Raw genomic sequence first — 20,980 nt, 5'->3', positions numbered from 1 at the left:
AGTCCGGCCCTCCGGGTGCGTTACATCGCGTCGCACGAACGGCGGTAGTTGACGGAGATGCGGGTGCCCGCCGGCGGCACGACGTCGAACACCACGCTGTTGGTGGCCGCGTCGTAGGTCCAGCCGGACGTGGATGGCGTGCCATTCACCGTCACCGTCACGGTGCCGGGCTCCGGCATGTCGCTCAGCGGGAAGCGCTCCTGCGCGGAGAAGGCCTTGTCACCCACCGCCTGCAGCAGCGGCCGGTAGTCTTCCGCGCAGACGCTCACCACCTCGCCTCCTGTGCGTGAGGTGGCCTGCGCGTAGCGGGTACCGGCGCCGCCCGCCGTCGCGCAGCCCTCAGCCGGCGGAGCGATGGCGTAGAAGGTCGCGCGTTGCGGCTGGTTCTGCCCCTTGAGCTGCTGGGCCCAGTCCACGTAGGTGTCCACCGCGTCGGGCGAGTGGTCGTCCTCGTCGCTGACGAACAGCACCACCAGCGCGGCCTCCTCGCGCAGGAAGCCCACGTTGCCGTCGTTGGGCAGCGGCGTGCGCGGGTCATCCGCGCTGTTCACCAGCGGCCGGGACAGCGCGCGGCGCATCGCCTCGAAGCCCTGTTCCACCTCCGCGCACCGCCCCACCTGCACGTTCTGCTGGAGCTGCTGGGCCAGGTTCGGCGTCGCGCTCGTGAGGATGCGCGGCAGCGAGTTGTCCACCGGGAAGAAGCGGCCCGCCTCGCCACCCTCCGCGCCGCCCGGGCACGCGTTGACCGGGTCCGTCGGCGTCACCGGATGGATGCCCGTCGTCGTCACCGCCACGTTGAGGCTCACGCCCCGGTCCAGCGCCGTCTGCACGAAGGTCGGAATGGCCTCCACCAGTCGCGGATGTTCCACCGCCATGGAGGCGGTGTTGTCCACCACCAGCAGCACGTCCACCTTGCTGACGTCCTGCTGGATGAAGTTGTCCGTTTTCTCCACGCGCATCGACGACTCGCCCACCAGCGGAACCATCAGCGGCGCCGGCAAGTCACTGGAGCCCACGTACAGCGGCGACAGGTTCATGCCCGACACCAGGCCGAAGTACTCCACGCCCACCGTGAAGGCCTCGTTGGGCGGCAGCACGAAGGGGATGGGGTCCGGCACCACCGAAAACCCGAACTCCGAATCCGTGGTGCCCGGCCCAATCCACACGTCGTTCACCGTCACCGGCGCCGCGCAGGCATTGAGGAAGTTCACTTCCATGGGCTCGGCGGGGCAGTCCGGCCGGGCCACGCCCCAGTCCATGTAGCGGCGCGAGGCCACCAGGCACACCGCCTGCGTGTTGGCCACCAGCGGAACCAGCAGCACTGGGTTGGCCGGCTGCATCTGTTCAATCTGCACGGTGCCGGTGAAGTGGCCGCCCGCCACGGGCGCCATGAAGGCCACCTGGAAGCTGAACCAGTCGCCGGGGTACATGATGCCGCCGTAGAGGTCGCCGCCCGGCAACGTGAAGACGCCGCCACCGTCATCTCGCAGGCGGAGGTTCTTCACCGGGCACAAGTCGGTGCCGCGGTTCTCCAGCTTGAGTCCCAGCACCGCGCCCTGGCCGGGCGGAATGGTGCCGAAGTCCAGGGCCTGCGGCGTGAGGGTGAGTTCGCAGGGCGCGTGCGCCTTCGGGTTGCCGCGGAAGTCCATCTGGACCATGGCCGCTGAGAAGGCGTTGGTCGTCATCACCAGCGAGCCCTCCGCCGCGCGCAGCTCGGTGGGCTCGTAGAAGACCTCCAGGTTCACCTCGCCGCCGGGCGGCAGCGTCACCGGCAGCGCCAGCGGCGTGTGGTTGAACTGAGGCGCCCCACCCTGCCGCGGCAGCCAGTCCAGCGTGTTGATGGTGAGCCCGCCCTCATTGGACGCGCCGCAGTTCTTCACGTTGATGATGACGCGCACCTTCGCGCCGAGCGGCTGCGTGCCGAAGTCGTAGAACGACGGGGACACACACAGCTCCGGCGCGCCGCCGTAGCCGCGCAGCTGCACGGGCGTCGTCGGATGGCGGCGGCTCTCCACGTGGTACAGCGCGGTGTCCTGCGCCGCGCCCTGGTGGTCCGGGCTGTAGCGGAACGTGAAGGTCCGCACCTCGCCCGGCTGGAGCACGAAAGGGAAGCCAGCGTTGTTCTGGGTGAAGGACGCGTCACGGCCCTCTAGCATCAGCTGCGTCACCGTCACCGGCTCGGTGCTGATGTTGCGGATGCTCGACTCGCGCACCGCGTCCCGGTCCACGGGCACCGCGCCGAAGTCCAGGACCTCCGGTTCGGCCACCACCGCGCGCTCCAGCGCCTCGGCGGCCACTTGCACCGTCACGTCAGCGCAGCCGCGGCAGGGCGACACCGCCAGCGCCACCTGCTTGCGACCCACCCGCACCGGGTGGAACGTCACCATGAGCTCGCGGCTCTCACCGGGCGCCAGCGTCATCGGCCCCACGCTGAATTCGTCGCGGTCCGCGCCCACCAGCCGCGGCGTCACCTCCACGGGTAAATCCGTGGGGTTCTCCAGCCGCAGCGGCAGCGTCTTCGTGGCGTCCGCTTCAATGCGGCCGAAGTCCAGCCGACGCGGCGACACGCGGGCCCAGGCGTCCACGCCGCTGCCCGTCAGGGGGATGCGGAGCAGGGGCTCGATGCGCGTATCCGAGCGCACCACCAGCACCGCCGGCTGCGAACCTTCGGCGGGCGGCGCGAAACGCACGCGCAGCGAGCACGCGCTCCCGGGTTGCAAGCTGTGCGGCCCCTCATGGGTGAACTCGGCGCGGTAGGCCCCCTCGGGGCCCTCCACCCAGACCTCATTCACATCGACGGGCGCGCGGCCCACGTTGCGCAGCGAAATCTCCGCTTCGCGCGCATCGAAGATGGCCACCCGCTCGAAGTCGACGCCACCCGGCGTCGCCGTCAGCCGCCCGTCCGCCAGCGCCGGGCGCTCGCGATCCGCACAACCGACCAGCAACCCCACCACCGCGAGGGCCACCCAGCCCAAGCGCCCTGTCATGGCCCACCCCTTCCCCACTACCGTCAACCCTGGCCGCCGCGCGCCCCACATGGAGGACGGCGGAAGGAACGGTGGCGAAGCTAGGCACCCGCTTCAGGGTGGGCAACCAGCCATGCGTGGGTAACCCCGCGCCCAGGGGTGGGTGGGTGTCCGGTATCAAATCTTCGGAATGCGCAATGTCTTGCTGATCATCGCGCTTCCGCTGGCCACGTACATCAGCACCAACGGGTGCAGCACCAACGGTCCCAGGCGCCACTCCCCCCCCCACAGGTCCGGACCGATGCGCCCCGCCCACGTCGCCGCGGCCATCACCATCACCAGGGCCAGGCTGGTGGGAATGGGGGTGCCCTCGAAGTACTTCACCTTCCCTGTCTCGTCCGACAGGTCCGCCGACGTGACGTTGAAGCGCGCCAGCCGGCTGATGCCACACGCCACGAAGTAGAGGAGCGCCGCCACGTCCAGGGAGCCGCGCATCCCCACCGCGAAGGCCAGCGCCGCCGGCGCCATGCCGAAGGAGATGACGTCCGCCAGTGAGTCCAGGTCCGCGCCCAGAGGCGACTTCTTGAAGCGCCAGCGCGCGATGCGCCCGTCCATGACGTCCATCACCAGCGCCACCGGCATCAGGCCGAAGGCCACCCACAGCCAGCCCACGTCCCCGGAAGCCAGGTACTGCATGGAGGAGAGGATGGCGCCCGCGCCCGCGAAGCCGTTGCCCAGCGTCACGAAGTCAGCGAGCACGAACGTGCGAATCATCGAGAAGTGACGGCGCGGGCGGCGGGCACGGGACGGCTCGGTCGACATATGCGCGATTTCCTACCACACCCCTCCCGCTCGGCTGGTAGCTCGTTCTTGGCACAGCGCGTTGTGCCCGGCGGTGTGAGAAATCATTCCAGTTCCAGAAACATTTTGACGGTGTGATCAGCCACTCCCTACGCTCGACGACTGTCATGCACCCCAAACCTCCCTCGCCCCTCCGGCGCGGTGTGCTCCGGCGTACGCGGAGCACCCGCTGGCAGTTCTCTCTTCTCGCAGGCATGAGCCTGCTGTTCAGTTCCGCATGTGGTGACGACGACGAAGGCACGCCTCCGGCCCCGACGCCCACCTACGAAGCCACCATCCGCCGCACCGCCCACGGCGTCCCCCACATCACCGGAAAGGACATGGGCAGCGTGGCGTACGGCAATGGCTATGCCTTCGCCCAGGACCACGTCTGTATCCTCGCGGATCAGATCCTCAAGGTGCGCGGTGAGCGCGCCCGCTTCCTGGGCATGGGCCCCGGCAGCACCTACGCGGGCAGCGACTTCGCCTACCGCTCGCTGGGCCTCCACGCGCGCGCCACGGAGCGCTTCAGCACTCAGCCCGCCACCCTCCAGGCCATGCTCAAGGGCTACGCGGCCGGCTTCAACCGCTACATCGAGGAGACGCCCAAGGAGCAGCTCCCCGCGCCCTGCACCGGCGCCAAGTGGGTGCGGCCCATCTCCGAGGTGGACCTGCTGGCCTACGCCTACAGCGTGGCGCTGACGGGCAGCAGCTACCAGGTCGCTCTCGCCCTCGCCGCGGCCACGCCGCCCGACGTGACGGCGACCACCCTGGGCACGCCGGACCGCGACCACGTCAAGGTCCAGCGGCCCGAACTGCACCAGGTGGGCAGCAACGGCTGGGCCATTGGCCGCGACCGCTCCGCCACCGGCCACGGCATGGTGGTGGCCAACCCGCACTTCCCCTGGGAAGGCGAGCTCAAGCTGTGGGAGAGCCACCTCACCGTCCCCGGTGAGCTGGACATCTACGGCGTGGGCCTGCTGGGCGTGCCCGCGGTCCTCATCGGCTTCAACAACGACGTGGCCTGGACACACACCTTCTCCTCCGGCCAGCGCATGACGCTGTACGGGCTGCGCCTGGTGCCGGGCAAGCCGACCTCGTACTACTACGACAACCAAGAGCGGGAGATGACCTGGAAGGACATCACCATCCTGGTCCGGCTCGACAACGGCACGCTCGTCAACGTCACCCGCCGCATGTACAGCAGCCACTACGGCCCCATCATCTCCATCCCCGGCACCGCGGAGTGGACCGAGCAGTCCGTGCTCACCTACCGCGACGCCAACCTGGAGAACGACACCCTGCTGGCGCAGTTCCTGGGCATGAACCAGGCCCGCAGCATGGATGAGTTCAAGGCCGTCTACGCGCGCGAGCAGGGCATCCCCTGGGTCAACACCATGGCGGCCGACCGCGCGGGCAACACCTGGTACACGGATGCCACGCCCACGCCGAACCTGTCGCCCGTGGCCCTGGCCACCTGGAACGCCGCCCGCCAGGGCGCGGACCTGGCTACCACCGCCATCTGGCAGCAGATGGGCCTGGTGCTGCTCGACGGCAGCAACAGCCAGAACGAGTGGCAGGACGAGGCCGGCGCCCGCAGCCCGGGCCTGGTCCCCTTCAGCAAGGTGCCCAAGCTGGACCGCACCGACTTCGTCTTCAACGCCAATGACAGCTACTGGCTGACCAACCCCGCCGAGCCGCTCAAGGGCTTCTCGCCCCTGCACGGCCTGGAGAACGTGCCCCAGTCGCCGCGCACGCGCCTCAACGCCGTCATGCTCACCGAGCAGGTCGAAGGTGGCGCGTCCGGCGCGGACGGCCTCTTCACCCGCACCGAGCTGCAGGACGCCATCCTCAACAACCGCGGCATGATCGCCGAGCTGCTCATCGACGACGTGGTGGCCCGCTGCACCGGCCAGACGATGGTGCCCTACGGCACGGGCACCGTGGACATCAGCCAGGCGTGCTCGCTGATTGCCCAGTGGGACCGTCGCTATGACGTGGACAGCGTGGGCGCCATCGTGTGGCGCGAGTTCGCGGGCACGTTCACCATGAGCGAGCTGCAGGCGAGCCCGTCGCTGTACGCCACGCCCTTCGACCCGGCCAACCCCATCGCCACGCCCCACACGCTGGCGCCCGCGCCCGCCCAGGGCACCGACCCCGTCCTGACCAAGCTGGCCCAGGCCGTGACCACGCTGACGCGCGCGGGCCTGGCGCTGGACCTCCCGCTGGGCGAGGCGCAGTTCACCCCCCGCGTGAGCGGCGAGCGCATCCCCATCCACGGCGGCGGCAACTACGATGGCGCGGCGAACATCGTCAGCTTCGGCACGCTGAAGTCCACCACGCCCAACGCCGAGGTGGGCAGCGCCACGCGGACCGTCGTCAACGGACGCACGGCCCTGGCCAACGGCGGCTACGTCATCAACAACGGCAGCAGCTTCATCATGGCCATGGAGTTCACGCCCACCGGCGTGCAGGCCAGCGCCCTGCTGACCTACAGCGAGTCCAGCAACCCGGCCTCGCCGTACTACGCGGACCAGACGCGGCTGTTCTCCCAGAAGCAGTGGCGGCCCATCCTCTTCACCGCCGAGGAAATCGCCGCCGCGCCGGCCGAGCAGATCACCCTCACCGGCGACTGACGTCCCCGCCGGCCCCCGATTCGTCGGGGGCCGGACACCTCGCGGCCCGGCAGGGCAACGTCGGGCCGCGGATGTCCGCCCTCCAGTCTGATTCCGTCTGCGTCAGGGACGCGCGCCAATGGGTGCGCAGACCGCCAGGCGCCGCCGTTCGTTCCTGGCGAAGGGGTACCGGGATTTCCCGGTGGAATCACCGCGGCAGCAGCAGGGGGACATCATGGCCACATCCGTCTACAAGACCGCCATCATCGGCAGAGTGTTCTTCCTCCGCTGGGAGGCACCACCCAGTCAGGAAGAAATCCACACCGTCTTCCAGCAGATGAAGGGCGCGCACGAGCAGCTTCAGCACCCGCTCGTCCTCGTCGCCAGCCTTTCACCGAAGTCCTCCGTGCCCAATTCGGAGCAGCGGCGCAACCTGTCCACCTTCCATTCGGACGCGCGCCCGCTCTTCACGGAGATTCACGCCATCGTCGAAGGCAATGACCTGCAATACAACCTGCAGCGGGTCATCATCTCCGGCATCAACCTGGTGACGCGCACCTTCGACGAGGCCTTCCACCGCGTGCACAAGCACGCCGACCTCGTCGCCCCCTACCTGGGCAAGAGCCTGGGCGTGGACGGCGTGAAGGTCATCGAGGAGGCCCGGGCGCGCGGCGTGGTGTGAGCGCGGCCCGTCCTTCCGTATAACGACGTCAGCCTGCGGCCGGGGTACCTCCGGCCCGCGACGCCAGGTCCACCCGCCGCGACAGGGCCGGCGCGGCGGTGCCCCGGACGAAGCTGTGGTCGAAGAAGTCCACATAGAGGTACTCCGGCCACGACACCATGGACCGGGGGCCCCGCATCACCGCGCGCGTCAACTCCGTCACCATCATCCCCGCCGCGCTCGTCGCGCCCACCACGCAGGTGGGTGCGTGGCCCCGGCCCTGGTAGCACGCGTCCATGTACTCGCGGAGCATGTAGCTTCCCAGGTGGGGGATGATGGCCGGCAGGTCGATGCGCCCATCCGGCAGGATGTAGAGCGCTTCGTACAGCGGCGCGTCCGGCTGGAAGACGTGCAGCGCCGCGCCGAAGCCCAACATCAGCCCCGTCATCACCGGCACGCCACGCTGGCGGCAGGCGCGGTGGAGCACCTGCTTCTCATGCGCCCCCGCGATGTCGATGACCTCCACCACGTAATCCACCGGGCCCAGCACACCGCTCCCGCCAAGCACGTCCTCCACGTTGGCCTCGGTGATGCCCTCCGGCACTTCCCGCAGCCGCAGGGCCGGGTGGATGTCCCGGCACATCCGCCCCACCACCTCCACCTTGGAGCGGCCCAACGTGCTTTCGAAGCAGCCCACCTGCCGGTTCATGTTGTGGCGCTCGTAGACGTCGAAGTCCGCCAGCGTCACGCCGCCGAACCCCAGCCGCGCCAGGTCCACCGCGCACTGGCCTCCCGCGCCGCCCACGCCCGCCACCAACACATGCGTGCGTGACAGTTTGTCCAGCGTCTCCGCATCCACCACGCCCAGATTGCGCTGGAACCGCTGCTCGAACATGGGCCGCCTCACGTTGAAGTCTGGCTTTCATGTGCCCCCCACCCAGGAGGGTGGCGAGGGCCCCACGGGCGCGTGTGTTCAGCAGCCCTCCCACGTCACCTGGTGCCGTTCGGACCCCGTCAGTCCGCCCGTACTGGAGAGCTAATCGGTTCTTGCCCGTTCTGGTCGCCTGTGGTCATTTGCGCGCGCTCGTCACCCACGCCTCTCAATCCCCGCCGGGTTCCTCGGGACGCCCCGGAAGCCGCACCGGTGATGCGCGGGCTTCAGCGGTGAAGCACGCGCCGAAGTACCCCACCTGGCAGGGGATGTCAGAGGTTCGATCCACAGTGGCATTCACCCATGAAGTCCCTGCCTGGATAACACTCCAGGAGTTACAGGGGTTTAATGATTGGCGTGAATTCTGCTCGGGGGGGCGACACGTCAGGGGCGTCATGGGCCGGCGGTGACTCGACTCCCCCGAACCTCTTCAGCCGATCCGAGGTCTGTATGCGTTCCGTGTTCTTCCTCTGCGTCTCGTTGGCATGTCTGTCGTTGGCTCGAACCGCCGAAGCGGCCCCTTCTGATGACATGCGACACGCTGTCTCACAGGCCGCGGCGCTCCAGGGCGTGGCGCTGGCGGATGGCGCGCCGGTCAGCGCCGCGCTCCTGGGCTCCAGCAATCTGGGAGGCAGTGAGCGGGTGGCGCTGTTCGGCGACGTGGCCCACTACCGCTACCGCCTGCAGGTGGGGCCGTCGCAGCAGGACGTCGTCACCCTGCACCGGGTGGTGCGGGAGGACTGGGCGTGGCGGCCGGCGCGTGCGACGCGCGCGGTGTTCATGGTGCACGGCGACGGGTGGGGTTTCGAGGCCGCGTTCCTCTCCAGCATCGGCTCCGCGTTCGTGCCGCCGGAGCAGTCCATCGCCGCGTACCTGGCGAAGGAGGGCGTGGACGTGTGGGGCATCGACCTGCGGTGGGCGGGCGTGCCGCAGAACACGCAGGATTTTCGCTTCATGAAGAACTGGACGCTGGAAACGCACGCGGCCGACGTGGGCGTGGCGCTGGGCGTGGCGAAACTGCTGCGGCTGGCGGGCGGCAACTTCCTGGGCACCATGCACCTGCTGGGCTGGAGCCGGGGCGCGGTGGTGGGCTACGCGTACCTCAACCGCGAGGCCCGGCTGCCGCGCGCGCTGCGCCAGGTGGACGGCTTCATCCCCATGGACATGGCCGTGCGCTTTTCTCCGCGGGACGCGCAGCAGCAGGCGTGGGCGTGTGAGCGCTACGATGCGCTGAGCAATGCCCGCCAGGAGGGCCAGCTGGAGGGTGGTCTGCTCGGGCCGGCGCCGGGCATCATGCTGCAGGCCATTGGCCAGCTCGCCGCGGTGCAGCCGGCCGCGCCGTCGCCGCTGGTGCAGGACGACATCTTCGGGCCGGGCACGGGCCGGCCCTCGAACCGCAAGCTGGCCCTGGTCGCGGCGGGCGCGACGAGCGTGCTCTTCGCGCCGCTGCAGCCGGTTGTCCCGGCCTACCACCTGATGGGCAGCGTGCCGGACGCCATGGGCCTGCCGGGGCAGCTGTCCTTCACCCGCGAGGGCTACCTCTTCGAGTTCGGCCAGCGCGCCGCCCCGTACCAGAGCATCAACGAGGTGGTGGAGACGGAGGCGTGGGCCTGCGGGAAGCACGTGCCCTACAGCGACCGCCTGCGCGACGTGAAGGTGCCGGTTCTGTACGTGGGCGCCGCGGGCGGCGTGGGCCGCTACGGCGAGCACAGCGTCACGCTGCTGGGCAGCCGGGACGTCACCCTGCTCAACATCAGCACGCTGCCGGAGACCGCGCGCGCCCTGGACTACGGGCACGCGGACCTGTTCCTGGCGGACGACGCGCGCGTGCGCGTCTGGAAGCCCATGCTCCAGTGGATTCGCACCCACTAAGGCGCAAGGGCTAGCTGTCTCCCTTCCACAAGCCGTGGCGCCGGACTCGCCGGCCCAGCGTCACCGGGTCCATCCCCAGCGCCACGGCCGCGCGCCGCAGCACCCCGCCGTGGCGCTCCAGGGCCTCGCGGATGAACTCCCGCTCCACCCGCTCCAGCCGCGCGCGCAGCGAGCCATCCCCACCCGGCTCGTTGCGCAGGGCCAGGGTGGAGCCCAGCACCGGCGGCAGCAGCCGCCGCGACACCACCTCGCCCGGGCGGGAGAGCAACACCGAGCGCTCCATGACGTTGCGCAGCTCGCGCACGTTGCCCGGCCAGGCGTAGGCCCGCAGCGCGTCCACCGCGTCCGGCGCGATGCCACTGGCTGAGCGGCGCAAGGTGCGGTTGAACAACTCCAGGAAGTAGAGCGCCAGCTCCGGAACGTCCTCCGGCCTGTCCCGCAGCGGGGGGATGTCCACGGTGAAGCTGTTGAGCCGGTAGAAGAGGTCCGCGCGGAAGCGGCCGGCGCGCACTTCCTCGCCCAGGTCCTTGTTGCTGGCGGCCACCACGCGCACGTCCACGTGGCGCACCTGGGTGCCGCCTACCGGACGCACGTCCCCCGTCTCCAGCACGCGGAGGAGCTTGGCCTGGAGGTTGGCGGTGGTGTTCTCGATTTCGTCCAGGAAGATGGTGCCGCCGTTGGCGAGCACGAAGAGCCCGGGGTGGTCCGCCACCGCTCCCGTGAAGGAGCCCTTCACGTGGCCGAAGAGCTCGCTCTCCAGCAGCGTCTCCGTCAGCGCGCCGCAGTCCTGCACCACGAGTGGCACGTCCCCCCGGCCACTGAGCCGGTGGAGGATGCGCGCCAGCACCTCCTTGCCCGTGCCCGTCTCGCCCTGGAGCAGCACGGCCACGCGGTGGGGCGCCACCAGGCGCACCAGCTCCATCACCCGCTGCATGGCGGCGCTGCGGAAGCCCACCTCATCCCCGCCGCGCCCACCGGGGGCCGGCGGCAGCTTCTGCGACAGGGCGCGCTCGCGCAGCAAGCTGCGCTCCAGTTCCAGCGCCATGCGCCACTGCTCGGTGCGCACGCCGTGCTCGCGCCCCGCTTGAAGCACCGCCTGGTGCAGGGCCTCCCGCGTGGGTGAAGGCCCGAGCGCGCGGAAGATGCGTCCGGCGTTGAAGAGGGCCACCAGCCGCTCCGGCGCGGCCGGCGCGCAGTAGACGATTCGCGATGCCAGGTCACTGGGCGGCCCCGCGCCGGAAGGGTCCGCGTCCGCGCGGCGGGAGGCCAGGGACTCCACCAGGGCCAGGGCCTGCTCCTCGTCCTGACCGCACACCACCAAGCACGCCGCGTCCCCGCGCGTCACCAGCGCGTGGGCGTCCGACGGGCTGGCGGCGAAGTGGAGCTTGGCCACCCCTTCCAGCGCGGTCGTCACCGCGCGCGCCTCCTGCTCGGTGGCGAAGGCCACCACCACCTGGAGGTGCGACGAGGCGAGGTAGCGCGCCAGCTTCACGCCGTCCGCTTCCTCGAAGGCGCGGAAGCTCACGCCCATGGCCGCCACCGCGCCGGACGCGTCGTGACGCCAGCGCACCACGCCGCGCACGCGGATGTGCTCACCGGAGTCCGGAAGGGAGAACGACAGCTCCACGTCCTCGCCCTCACGCGGCCCTTCGGACGGCGTGTGCGGCGTGGCGATGAGCCCGATGCCCGTCTCACTGATGTTGACGGCCCAGCACCCATGGAGCGCGGGCTGCGTCACCACCTTCACGTACAACGGCTTGCGTTCGCTTCGAGGGGCGTAGGCGGACACAGGCCGCGTCATGACCACCACATTCTACTTGAGGGATGAAGCGACGTTGACAATTTGCGACACGAGAAGATTCACCAGCCATCACTCGACCTGGATGTAGGTACAGGTCATGAACGACCGGGCGGCGGAAGGTATCAACAAGCAAACAAGCCCGTCTCGCGGCATGAGACACGTCCTCGCGCTCCCCCTGCGCCGCCGCTGCTGGCATGCTGGAGCCGTCTTCATGGCCATCGCAGCAGGCACCTCCAGCTCCGGCCCGACGCTCCGGATTGCCCAGCGAGTCCCCCGCACGGAAGCGGAGGGCCCCGGTGTGCGCTACGCCCTCTGGGTCCAGGGCTGCCCCCTGCGCTGCCCGGGGTGCTGCAACCCGGAGATGTTCGCGACCGAGCGCGGCACCGAGGAGACGGTGGAGGCACTTGCCCAGGAGATCCTGGCCACGCCCGGTATCGAAGGACTCACCCTGCTGGGCGGCGAGCCCTTCTCCCAGCCTGGTCCCGCCGCGGCGCTGTGCGAGCGCGTCCGCGCCGCCGGGCTGAGCATCATGCTCTTCACCGGCCACACGCTCGCGGAGCTGCGGGCCCAGGCGCGGGACGACGTGGACCGGCTCCTCGCGACGGCGGACCTGCTGGTGGACGGCCGCTTCGAGAAGGACCAGCCGGAGACGGGACGGCGGTGGATTGGCTCGCGCAACCAGGTGATGCACTTCCTCACCGGCCGCTACGCTCAGCACGACGCGTGTTTCACCGCCCCGAACACGGCGGAGGTGCACTTCGTCGGCGGCAAGCTCGTCATCAACGGCTGGCCCGCGCTCGCCGACCGGCTCCGTCCATGATTCGCGTCGCTCCGTCCGAGCTCGAGCTGCTCACGCTCGCCCGCGCCATCGTCGGCCTGGGGCAGTACGCCCCCGTGGAGGACCTGCTCCGCAACCGGCACGCCGTCCCAGCGAAGTTCAGTCCCGGCGCGATGCAGGTCCTGCGGGACACGCTCGCCAAGGGCAGTGTGATGGCGCTCGCCCGATGCGGCGGCTGGCGCCAGCAGCTCACGGTGCGCGACGGGCAGGCACGCGCCGGCCGGCTCTGGGAGCGGCATGCTCCGCCCCCCCTGCGTTTCTCCCCCCTCACCTTCCACGTCCTGAAGTGGCTTCTGGAACAACCCCTGACGAAACACGGGGCCATGCCGCTGGAGGTGGACGGAACACCCACGCTCGCCGACGAACTCTTCCTCTATCTCTGCTGCCGTCTGGTGGCGGACACCCCCTGCGCGCCGGCCCTGGGCGCACAGCACCTCTTCCGCCGCTCCGCCCTCTGCTGGCTGGGTTTCCCGGAGCAGTTCGGGACGCACCGTCCGGAGTTCGACGCCACCGCCTTCGCGCCACTGCTGGCGGACGGCGCGTGGCTGCTGGAGGCGCTGCGGCTGGAGCTCGTGCGGCGTTGGCGTGGGTTGGAAGAGTCCAAGCGTCACATCGCGTCTCCCGAGGAGGCCCTGGCCCTGGGCACCGCGCAGGAGGCCGTGCTCGCCGCGTTCCTCGACGCGGTGGATGGCGCGGGCCGAAGGGACCTCGCGGGCTTCCTCCTCGAAGCGGCGCGCCCGTTGCTGGAGCAGCCCGCCACGCGCTGGGTGGAGGGGCTGTCTTCCTCGGCGACGTTGTCATCGCGGGCCGCGGCGGCTCGTGCCGCCGCCGCCTTCCTGCGCGCGCTGGGACGGCTGTCGCGCTGGGACGCGGAGCACCGCGCCGTGCGCTTCTTCGACGACGACTACGACGCCGCCCAGCACCTGCTGTCCGAATGGAACGCCTTCGGTGAAGCAGGCTTCCGCCGCGCCGAGGACCACGCCCGGCAGCTGGCCACCGCCCTCACCAGCGCCAGCGGCGCTTCCGCCACACCTCCACCTTCCTCCGCCGGGAGCGCTTCATGAGCCGCGCCTACCGAGTCTCCGTCTCCGAGTCCCTCAACCGCGTGGTCCAGGCCGAGGACGGCCTCTGCTCCAAGCTGGAGCTGCTCCCCCTCCTGTCGCGCGAGGAGCTGGCCGGGCTGCTCGCGGCCGAGCTGGCGAACCGGGGCTTCACGCAAGAGGGCGACGTGGCGCTGCGCACCGAGGCGGATGGTGTCCGCATCGCCATCGACGTCACCACCGGCGACGTCAGCGTCACCCTCAGCGGTGAGCAGGAGGTGGAGCTGAAGGCGCGCGGCGAGCTGGCCGTGGAGAGCCCTCACGAGGTGGAGCAGGCGAAGCTGCGGGCCCAGGACCTGGCGCGCGCGCGGTTGGAGGATGCGGCGGACGTCGCCACGGACAAGCTGCGACAGCAGGTCACCCAGAAGCTCGAAGGCCGGCTGAAAGACCTCAAGTCGGAGCTGGACTCCATCTCCAACAAGGTGACGGCGGAAGCGCTCAAGGTGCGCGCCGGGCAGCTCGGCACCATCGAGGAGGTCCACGAGGACGCGGCGACGGGCTCACTCACCATCAAGGTGCGCGTATGAGTCAGCGCATCCCCGAGGAGTCACTGCCCACGGAGCTGTCACCCTTCGCCGCCGTCGAGGCCGCCTACCCCGCCGAGCTGAACCGCGTCTGCGAGGCGCTGCTGCGCGGGCTGCCCGTCATGGTGGAAGCGGACAAGGAGCTGACGCCCTACTTCTACAAGTGCCTGCGGGACAGGCTGAAGAAGGACGGCAAGCAGTTCCTCTACCTGGACGGCCGCACCGCGCAGGAGCCCCCACCGGGCATGCCCGCACCCAGCATGATGGCCACGCTCATCGCGCAGCTCCGGGACGCGGTGCGTGGCGCGGTGCGCGAGCGCATCGTCGTGCTGCCCCACCTGGACCTGCTCACCACCAGCAGCGGCGGGCTCACCAGCGAGGCGCGTGAGGTCATCCCCCTGCTGTACGAAAACCCGGAGATGGTCTGGGTCGGCTTCAAGGACCCGTCCTTCGCCGTGCCGCGCGTCATCGAGAACCTCTTCCCCCACAAGGAGAGCATCCTCGGCGTAGGGCGCGACCGGCTCCGCTACCTCATCACCCAGCGCGAGTGCCGCAAGTTCGGAAGGGGCCTGCAGCCCTACGCGCTCTACAAGCACGTCTCCGGCGTCAACGCCGTGCGGCTGCGTCGCCTGCTGGGCGCCATCACCGGCGAGGACTACCCCGCCAACCCGAAGCCCGCGTATGCGCAGCTGCGCTCGGCCACGCTCACCGGTTCGCTCAGCGTGCCGGAGCTGGAGCTGCACGCGGACATCGGCGGCTACGCCAAGGTGAAGCAGCGGCTCCAACAGGAGATTCTGGACGTCCTGGCGCACAAGGACACGCTGAGCGACCCGGAGGCGGTGAAGCGCGTGGAGGCGCTGCTGCCGCGCGGAATGATTTTCTGGGGCCCTCCCGGCACCGGCAAGACGCTCTTCGCCAAGGCCATGGCCTCATCGCTGGGCGCGGCAGTCCAGGTGGTGAGCGGCCCCGAGCTCAAGAGCCGCTGGGTGGGCGAGAGCGAGGAGAACCTCCGGCAGATCTTCGTCCGCGCACGGCAGGCGGCGCCCAGCATCATCGTCTTCGACGAATTGGACTCCTTCGCGTCGGCGCGTGGCACGTACACGGGCTCGGGCGTGGAGCACTCCATGGTGAACCAACTCCTCACGGAGATGGACGGCTTCCGCAAGGAGGAGCTGGTGTTCGTGGTGGGCACCACCAACTTCGTGGAGTCCCTGGACCCCGCGCTGCTGCGCCCGGGCCGCTTCGAGTTCCAGCTCTGCATCCCCTACCCCAACAGCGCGGACCGGCGCGCCATCCTGTCCATCTACAACCAGAAGCTGGGCCTGGAGATGACGGAGCGCGCACTGGACTACGCGGTGAAGCGTACGGGGGACCGCGTGGAAGGCACCGGCACGCGCTTCTCCGGCGACCACATCCAGGCCCTGTGCCGGGCACTCGCACGTCGGCGGTTGCGCGAAGGCGCCCAGGGCCCCACCGAGGCGGTGGACGTGGAGCGCGCCCTCACGGAGTTCCTGGACCGGCCGGAGCTCACGCCCATGGAGGAGCGCGTCGTGGCCACACACGAGGCGGGGCACGCGGTGTGCGCGCTCTTCTGTGAGCACGCGCCCGCCATCGACCGCATCAGCATCCGGGGTGACCTGGCGGGCTCGCTGGGGCACGTGCAGTACGCGGACCCGGCGCACCGGTACGTCGTCACGCGAGGCCAGCTGCTGGACAGCATCTGCATGCTCTTCGGCGGCCGGGAGGCGGAGGCGCTGCTCCTGGATGACCTCTCCCTGGGCAGCGCACACGACCTGGAGCGCGCCACGGAGATTGCGCGCGAGCTGGTGGAGGACCTGGGCATGGGCGGAGACGGCGTGCCCGTGCGGCGCTTTGATGCACCGGGACGGCAGGCGGACCGGCATGCCCTGTCCGACGCGACGCGAAGCACGCTGGAGGCCGCGATACAGGAAGTCCTGGCCGTCCAACGGGCCCGGGCCCGCGATATCCTCCAGCGCGAGAAGGAGCGGGTCGTGGCCCTGAGAGATTTGCTCATCGAACGCAAGGTGTTGGACCGCGAGGCCTTCACCCATCTGGTGCCCGCGCCCGTGGCGCCGAAGAAGGAGCCCGCGCTTGGCTAGCCTCATCCTCCGCCTCCAGGTGGACCCGGCGACGGGCCGCAAGGACGTCATCATCCAGTACGAGAGCGACGCGGACGCGCTGCCCATGGAGCACGAGGACGAGCACCGGCGGCTCGTGGACTCGCTCATCCAGGGCGGCACGCTGAAAGCCTCCGAACTGGGCCGCGTCATCGTCCAGCGCGACACGCCGTCGGGCAAGGCGGCCGAGCCCACCTCCACCGCCGAGGACGCCTCCGAAAAGGTCAGCCAGAAGGCCTGATGTCCATGCTCGTCTTCACCAGTGAGGAAGCGCTCCACCTGGCGCTGACCTCCGGACTCGTCCCCGCCGAAGTCCAGGCCGCACCCGCCCGCTATCATCGGACGCCCGACGGCGCGCTTCACGTCCTGCCGGAGGTGATGCCCGCGAAGGATGTGCTCGCGCATCTCGCGTCCCTCGGCGTGCAGGTGACGCGGAACCGCGCGAAGGAGGCCACGCCGGTCCTCTGCTGGGCGGAGCTGGTGACGGCGCGGCGCGTGCCGCTGGAGAGCGCACCGAACGGCCCGGTGCTGTTCCTGCCCCCGAGCGCCGATGCACTCCTCCCCTTGGCGGGCGAGATGCTGCGCCTGGGGTGCGACCGGCAGGAGGTGTGCTTCGCCCAAGCCTCGGGGGGAAGCGGACAGCGCGCCTTGCTGCGCGCGATGGCACCGCCCTACTTCACCCTCACCAGCGCGCTGGACGCCTCGGGCCCGCTGCGTGCCTTCGTTCCCGCTGTCCCAGGGCAACACTCCGTCTGGGTCGAGGTGGGCTACACGCATCCACTCGCGCGCACGCTGCAAGCGCCCGCGGGGACGTTGCTGCTCGTCCGCGGCGAAGGCCCCTGGCTGACCGCGCCGGACGGCCCGTGGACGGACCTGTACCAGCACACCGACCTGCGGCTCCCAGCCCCGGGCGAGGACTGGACGCCCGCGCCCGCCCCAGGCCGGCTGACAGTGCCGCTGCGCCTCACGCGAGCCGCACGCACGGAACCTGCGAGCCTCTGGGTGCTGCGCGAGAATGCGCTCGCCCAGGTGGAGTCCCTGGTCCACACGGTGCCGGAGCCGCTGCTCGCGCAGCTTCGCTTCGCCGTCACGGGGCCACCGGAGGCGCCGTGCATCGTGCTCCGTGCCCGAGCGGGCCGGGAGCGGCCCCCGGAGCTGGGCCTGTCGGGCATGGCGTACGCGCCGCTGCCTCAGCTCGCGGACCTCTTCCTGCCGTGTGACGGACTGCTGGAGCCCCCCGTGCGAAGGGACCGCCTGCGCGCGCTGCTCGTGCCCCAGGCCGATACCGTGACGTGGCTCCACCCCACCGGGGGTGGTGGCTTCCGCGCGGAACGGCTGCCGGAATCCGCGTTCCAGCCGCTCGACACGTGGGTGGACTACGTCGTGGATACCAACGCCGACGCGCTCATGCCGTGGGTCCGGAGCGCAAGCTTCGACTTCGCCGCCTTCGAGGCCGCGGAGGGTGAGTGGCAGAGCGCGGCCCGCGCGATGCAATCGGACGAAGAGGAGGACCGGGGCCCGCGAGGCACGCGCCGTAGCCGCCGTGAAGTGCCAGCGCCACCCGTGACGCCCGCGAGCCCGCCCCCCATTGTCGCGGTCCGCGTCGCCCAACCCGTGCCCACCGGGGTCCGCCTGGCGCCGCTCACGCCCGCGCAATCCAGCGCGGTGGAAGAGGAGCTGAGTTCACTCGAGAAGTCGTTCCTGGCCCTGGAGGTGCCCGCCGATTCGCCGCAGCGGCAGGAGCTCTGGACTCGCATGGCGGAGCTGAACGGACGGCTGGGCCGCAAGCGCGACGCGAGCCTGTGCTGGACGCGCGCGCTGTGGTCCGCGTCCGACACCGAGGCCACCGAGCTTGCTCGGCGCTGGTCCGATGCTGAAACCGACGAGGACACCACCCCCGCCGAACGGATGGCGTCACCCGCGCCCACGGGCGATGACGTGCGCAGCGTCGCCAGCAGCCTCGTGCGCGCGGTGTGCGTCCCAGGTGCGCCCGCGCCTGTCGACGTGGCGGCACTGCAGCGGTGGCTGGACAGGCATGACGCGGAGCTCGACGTCCGGGCGCTCTGGCTCACGCGGACGGCGCTCGACACGCTGGCGGGTGGCGATGCGCTCGGACTCGCGCGAGCGGGCGACCGGCTGCTGGAGATGCTTCAGCGAGGCCTTTCCCTCGCGAGAGATGTGCCGCGCTTCCTGCGAGGTGGCACCGATTCGGCCCATGCGCCCCGGGTGCTGGCACAGCTAGAGGCCCTGCTGGAGCGGTTCGAGCACACGCCCCGTCGCCGCTCGTCCATCGAAGCGGCGCCCGCCCTCACGCTGGCCTATGTCCGCTATGTCTTCGCCGTGGGACTCGCGCGGCTCGGGCAGGCGGACCGTGCCCGCACCCTGGCGTCCGCGGCGGCAGAGGCAGTCGATGCGAAGGAAGCCATCCACGGCTTCCTTTCCCGAGCGTACGGCGCGCGCGTGGCCCAGGCCCTGGAGGGCCAGCCGCCCGAGACACCGCTGCCCTCCGACATTGCCGCCGAACTGAATGCCCTGAGTACCTTCCAACGATACAAGGTGGATCGGCTGCGGCAGGCCTCGGCGCTGTTGGAGCCCAGCGAGCGGCTCGACCCCGCGAGGGCCTTCGGGCGCGGAGCGCGGGACTTGCGCGGAGAGGAGTTCGCCGCCCTCCGCGACTTGAAGGACCCGGCGCAGGTGGCGGCGCAAGTGGAGGCCCTGACGGGCCGGGCCACCGATGCGACGCTGCCCGCCGAGGAACGGCAGCGGCTCATCGGAGGACTGCTGGACACGCTGCCCCGCGTCGCTCCGGCGCGTGCGCTTCCACTCCTGAACCGGCTCGTCTCATCGATGGAGGCGCTTCCCGGTGAAAGCCAGGCCGTGATGCTCGGGGATGCCCTGACGCTGGCGGCCCTCTTCGGCCGCGCGGACCACGCGATGACGCTGGCGGCACGGCTGCGCAAGGTGCTCACGGCGCTGGCTCCCACGTCGCCCGCATGGGGTCAGGGCATCCTGGGTGTGAGCCTGCGCGGCCTGCGCCGAGTCGGCCTGTCTCGCGAAGCCGCCGAGCTGGTGGACGCGGCGCAAGAACGCCTGACGGGACCCAAGACACCGCTGACGGCGCGGCTCGGCGTCGCGGCGGGCCTGTCCATGCAGGGGCGCACGGCCGAGGCCGTCGACGTGTTCGACGCCGCCTTCGAGTCACTGGGCGCGGCGAAGGGCGGACTCCCAGAGCGGCTGGCCCTGATGCGCAGCCTCGCGAGCGCACTGGCACATGCCCCCGTGGAGCTGGCGCTTCCGGGGCTGGCGCGCATCTCGGAAGGGCTGCCGATCATCACGGACAGCTACAACACCAACAGCCACTTCTGCCTCTCCGTGGTGGAACTGGCGGACGCACTGGTGCAGGGCCACGTGGAAGTGGCGCAAGGCACCGGAGAGCGTGCACGAAGCTGGCTCGACGAAGACGAATTCCTGGTGCGACGGCGCATCCATCGGGAGCTGGAGGAGCGCACATGAGCAGTCTTCCCGCCATCTCCGAGCTGACGTTCGACGCGCTCTCGAGCGAGGCCCACGGCCTTCGCGAGCGCCTCAACCGCTTCCGCCTGGCGCTGGGCCGTCACTTCGTGGGCAAGCAAACGCTGGTGGACCTGATGACGGTGGCGGCGGTGGCGCAGGAGCCGCTGCTGCTGGTGGGCCCACCCGGCACGGCCAAGTCGGACCTCGTCCTCAAGTTCCGGGACGCGCTGCGCATCCCCAATGAGGATTACTTCGAGTACCTCCTGACGCGCTTCACCGAGCCGTCGGAGGTGCTGGGCCCCATCGACATCAACCTGCTGCGCCAGGGCCGCTACATCCGGCGCGAGGGCGGCAAGCTGCCCACGGCGCGGCTCGTCTTCCTCGACGAGGTCTTCAAGGCCAGCTCCGCCATCCTCAACGCGTTGCTCACCGTCATCAACGAGCGCAAGTTCTACCAGGACGGCGCGCCGCAGCCGGTGAAGCTGAAGGTGCTCTTCGCCGCCACCAACGAGCTGCCCGAACACGCCGAGCTGGGCGCACTCAAGGACCGCTTCTGCCTCAAGGCCGCGTGCCGTCCGGTGCAGGACCGCTACTTCCTGGAGCTGCTGGACTCCGGCCTGGATTCGCAGACGCACCGGGAGATGAACCAGAAGCCCTGGGCGGAAGGACACGCCACGCTGGACGACGTGCTCAAGGCCCACCGATACCTGACGCTGATGATGGGCAAGCGCGAGACGGGCCCGGACGGCCGCGAGCTGCGCGACCGCGACCTGTTCTTCCGCGACGACCTGCTGCGCGAGTTCCGCCGCGTGGTGCAGACGCTGACGCGCGAGGACGGCGTGTTCATCAGCGACCGCAAGCTGGTGAAGCTCTACCGCCTGCTCCGGACGCGGGCGTGGATCTTCCACGGCGGCGCGGTGGAGCGGCAGGACCTCCAGCTCCTCTCGTATCTGGGCGAGACGCGGGAAGAAATCGACCTGCTGGAGGAGAAGGTGCCCCGGCTGCTGGGCCTCTCGTGAGTCGCGGATGAGCACGGAGCTGAGAAGCCCTCAGGACACGGAGCGCTGGCTGTGCGCGGGGCTGTGCCTGATGCGGCACGAGGACCTCACGGCGGACGCGTTGACCTCGGCCGTGCCGTGGCTCCTCGCCACGCTCGCGGAGTCGCCTGCCCTGCCCCCACC

General features: G+C 70.3%; 14 protein-coding genes. 10 read left to right on the top strand and 4 right to left on the bottom strand.

Annotation, left to right across the window (positions count from 1 at the left end):
* Positions 1-20 precede the first annotated feature (20 nt).
* Positions 21-2,987 (bottom strand): choice-of-anchor D domain-containing protein, encoded by a 2,967-nt coding sequence (locus tag F8M74_RS29920; protein WP_141279881.1) that lies wholly within the window; start codon positions 2,985-2,987, stop codon positions 21-23.
* Between the two features lie 156 nt (positions 2,988-3,143).
* Positions 3,144-3,788 carry a phosphatidylcholine/phosphatidylserine synthase gene (locus F8M74_RS29915; RefSeq protein ID WP_141279774.1) on the bottom strand — a complete coding sequence of 215 codons (645 nt, stop codon included), beginning with the start codon at positions 3,786-3,788 and terminating at the stop codon, positions 3,144-3,146.
* Between the two features lie 233 nt (positions 3,789-4,021).
* Here F8M74_RS29915 and F8M74_RS29910 point away from each other — a divergent pair, with 233 nt between their 5' ends.
* Together F8M74_RS29910 and F8M74_RS29905 are read left to right on the top strand one after the other, a co-directional pair.
* Positions 4,022-6,442: a penicillin acylase family protein gene (locus F8M74_RS29910; RefSeq protein WP_301340603.1), complete on the top strand. Its 2,421-nt coding sequence runs from the start codon at positions 4,022-4,024 to the stop codon at positions 6,440-6,442.
* 214 nt (positions 6,443-6,656) lie between these two features.
* The gene (locus tag F8M74_RS29905; RefSeq protein ID WP_011552966.1) at positions 6,657-7,103 is read left to right on the top strand and encodes a hypothetical protein; all 447 of its coding nucleotides are present in this window, start codon (positions 6,657-6,659) and stop codon (positions 7,101-7,103) included.
* Between the two features lie 28 nt (positions 7,104-7,131).
* On the opposite strand, the gene F8M74_RS29900 is transcribed toward F8M74_RS29905, so the two are convergent.
* Positions 7,132-7,977, bottom strand: coding sequence for a ThiF family adenylyltransferase (locus tag F8M74_RS29900; RefSeq protein ID WP_141255295.1), 846 nt, complete (start codon positions 7,975-7,977; stop codon positions 7,132-7,134).
* Between the two features lie 567 nt (positions 7,978-8,544).
* Here F8M74_RS29900 and F8M74_RS29895 point away from each other — a divergent pair.
* The gene (locus F8M74_RS29895) at positions 8,545-9,885 is read left to right on the top strand and encodes a hypothetical protein (RefSeq protein ID WP_228559536.1); all 1,341 of its coding nucleotides are present in this window, start codon (positions 8,545-8,547) and stop codon (positions 9,883-9,885) included.
* Positions 9,886-9,895: 10 nt separating this feature from the next.
* Here the strand turns inward: F8M74_RS29895 and F8M74_RS29890 are convergent, their stop codons facing one another.
* Complete coding sequence (locus F8M74_RS29890) at positions 9,896-11,686, bottom strand: sigma 54-interacting transcriptional regulator (RefSeq protein WP_171410302.1); 1,791 nt, start codon at positions 11,684-11,686, stop codon at positions 9,896-9,898.
* Between the two features lie 211 nt (positions 11,687-11,897).
* On the opposite strand from F8M74_RS29890, the gene F8M74_RS29885 reads away from it, so the two are divergent.
* The 7 genes from F8M74_RS29885 to F8M74_RS29855 are packed head-to-tail and all read left to right on the top strand — an operon-like array spanning position 11,898 to position 20,818.
* Complete coding sequence (locus F8M74_RS29885; protein WP_228559534.1) at positions 11,898-12,506, top strand: 4Fe-4S single cluster domain-containing protein; 609 nt, start codon at positions 11,898-11,900, stop codon at positions 12,504-12,506.
* Positions 12,503-13,588, top strand: coding sequence for a hypothetical protein (locus tag F8M74_RS29880; RefSeq protein ID WP_141255297.1), 1,086 nt, complete (start codon positions 12,503-12,505; stop codon positions 13,586-13,588). The genes F8M74_RS29885 and F8M74_RS29880 overlap by 4 nt, the downstream gene beginning before the upstream one ends.
* Positions 13,585-14,151, top strand: a complete 567-nt coding sequence (locus F8M74_RS29875; RefSeq protein WP_011552960.1) for a hypothetical protein — start codon at positions 13,585-13,587, stop codon at positions 14,149-14,151. Before F8M74_RS29880 ends, F8M74_RS29875 begins: the two co-directional genes overlap by 4 nt.
* Positions 14,148-16,268 carry an AAA family ATPase gene (locus tag F8M74_RS29870; RefSeq protein ID WP_141255298.1) on the top strand — a complete coding sequence of 707 codons (2,121 nt, stop codon included), beginning with the start codon at positions 14,148-14,150 and terminating at the stop codon, positions 16,266-16,268. Before F8M74_RS29875 ends, F8M74_RS29870 begins: the two co-directional genes overlap by 4 nt.
* Entirely contained in the window at positions 16,261-16,527 is a 267-nt protein-coding gene (locus tag F8M74_RS29865) for a hypothetical protein (RefSeq protein ID WP_011552958.1), read from the top strand. The genes F8M74_RS29870 and F8M74_RS29865 overlap by 8 nt, the downstream gene beginning before the upstream one ends.
* The gene (locus F8M74_RS29860) at positions 16,527-19,799 is read left to right on the top strand and encodes a hypothetical protein (protein ID WP_141255299.1); all 3,273 of its coding nucleotides are present in this window, start codon (positions 16,527-16,529) and stop codon (positions 19,797-19,799) included. The genes F8M74_RS29865 and F8M74_RS29860 overlap by 1 nt, the downstream gene beginning before the upstream one ends.
* Complete coding sequence (locus tag F8M74_RS29855; RefSeq protein WP_011552956.1) at positions 19,796-20,818, top strand: AAA family ATPase; 1,023 nt, start codon at positions 19,796-19,798, stop codon at positions 20,816-20,818. The genes F8M74_RS29860 and F8M74_RS29855 overlap by 4 nt, the downstream gene beginning before the upstream one ends.
* Positions 20,819-20,980: the final 162 nt, after the last annotated feature.

It is taken from the genome of Myxococcus sp. CA023, from assembly GCF_010998615.1.
Lineage (GTDB): Bacteria > Myxococcota > Myxococcia > Myxococcales > Myxococcaceae > Myxococcus.
The sequence above is the reverse complement of the archived record's forward strand: the minus strand, read 5'-3'. Positions and strand labels throughout refer to the sequence as shown.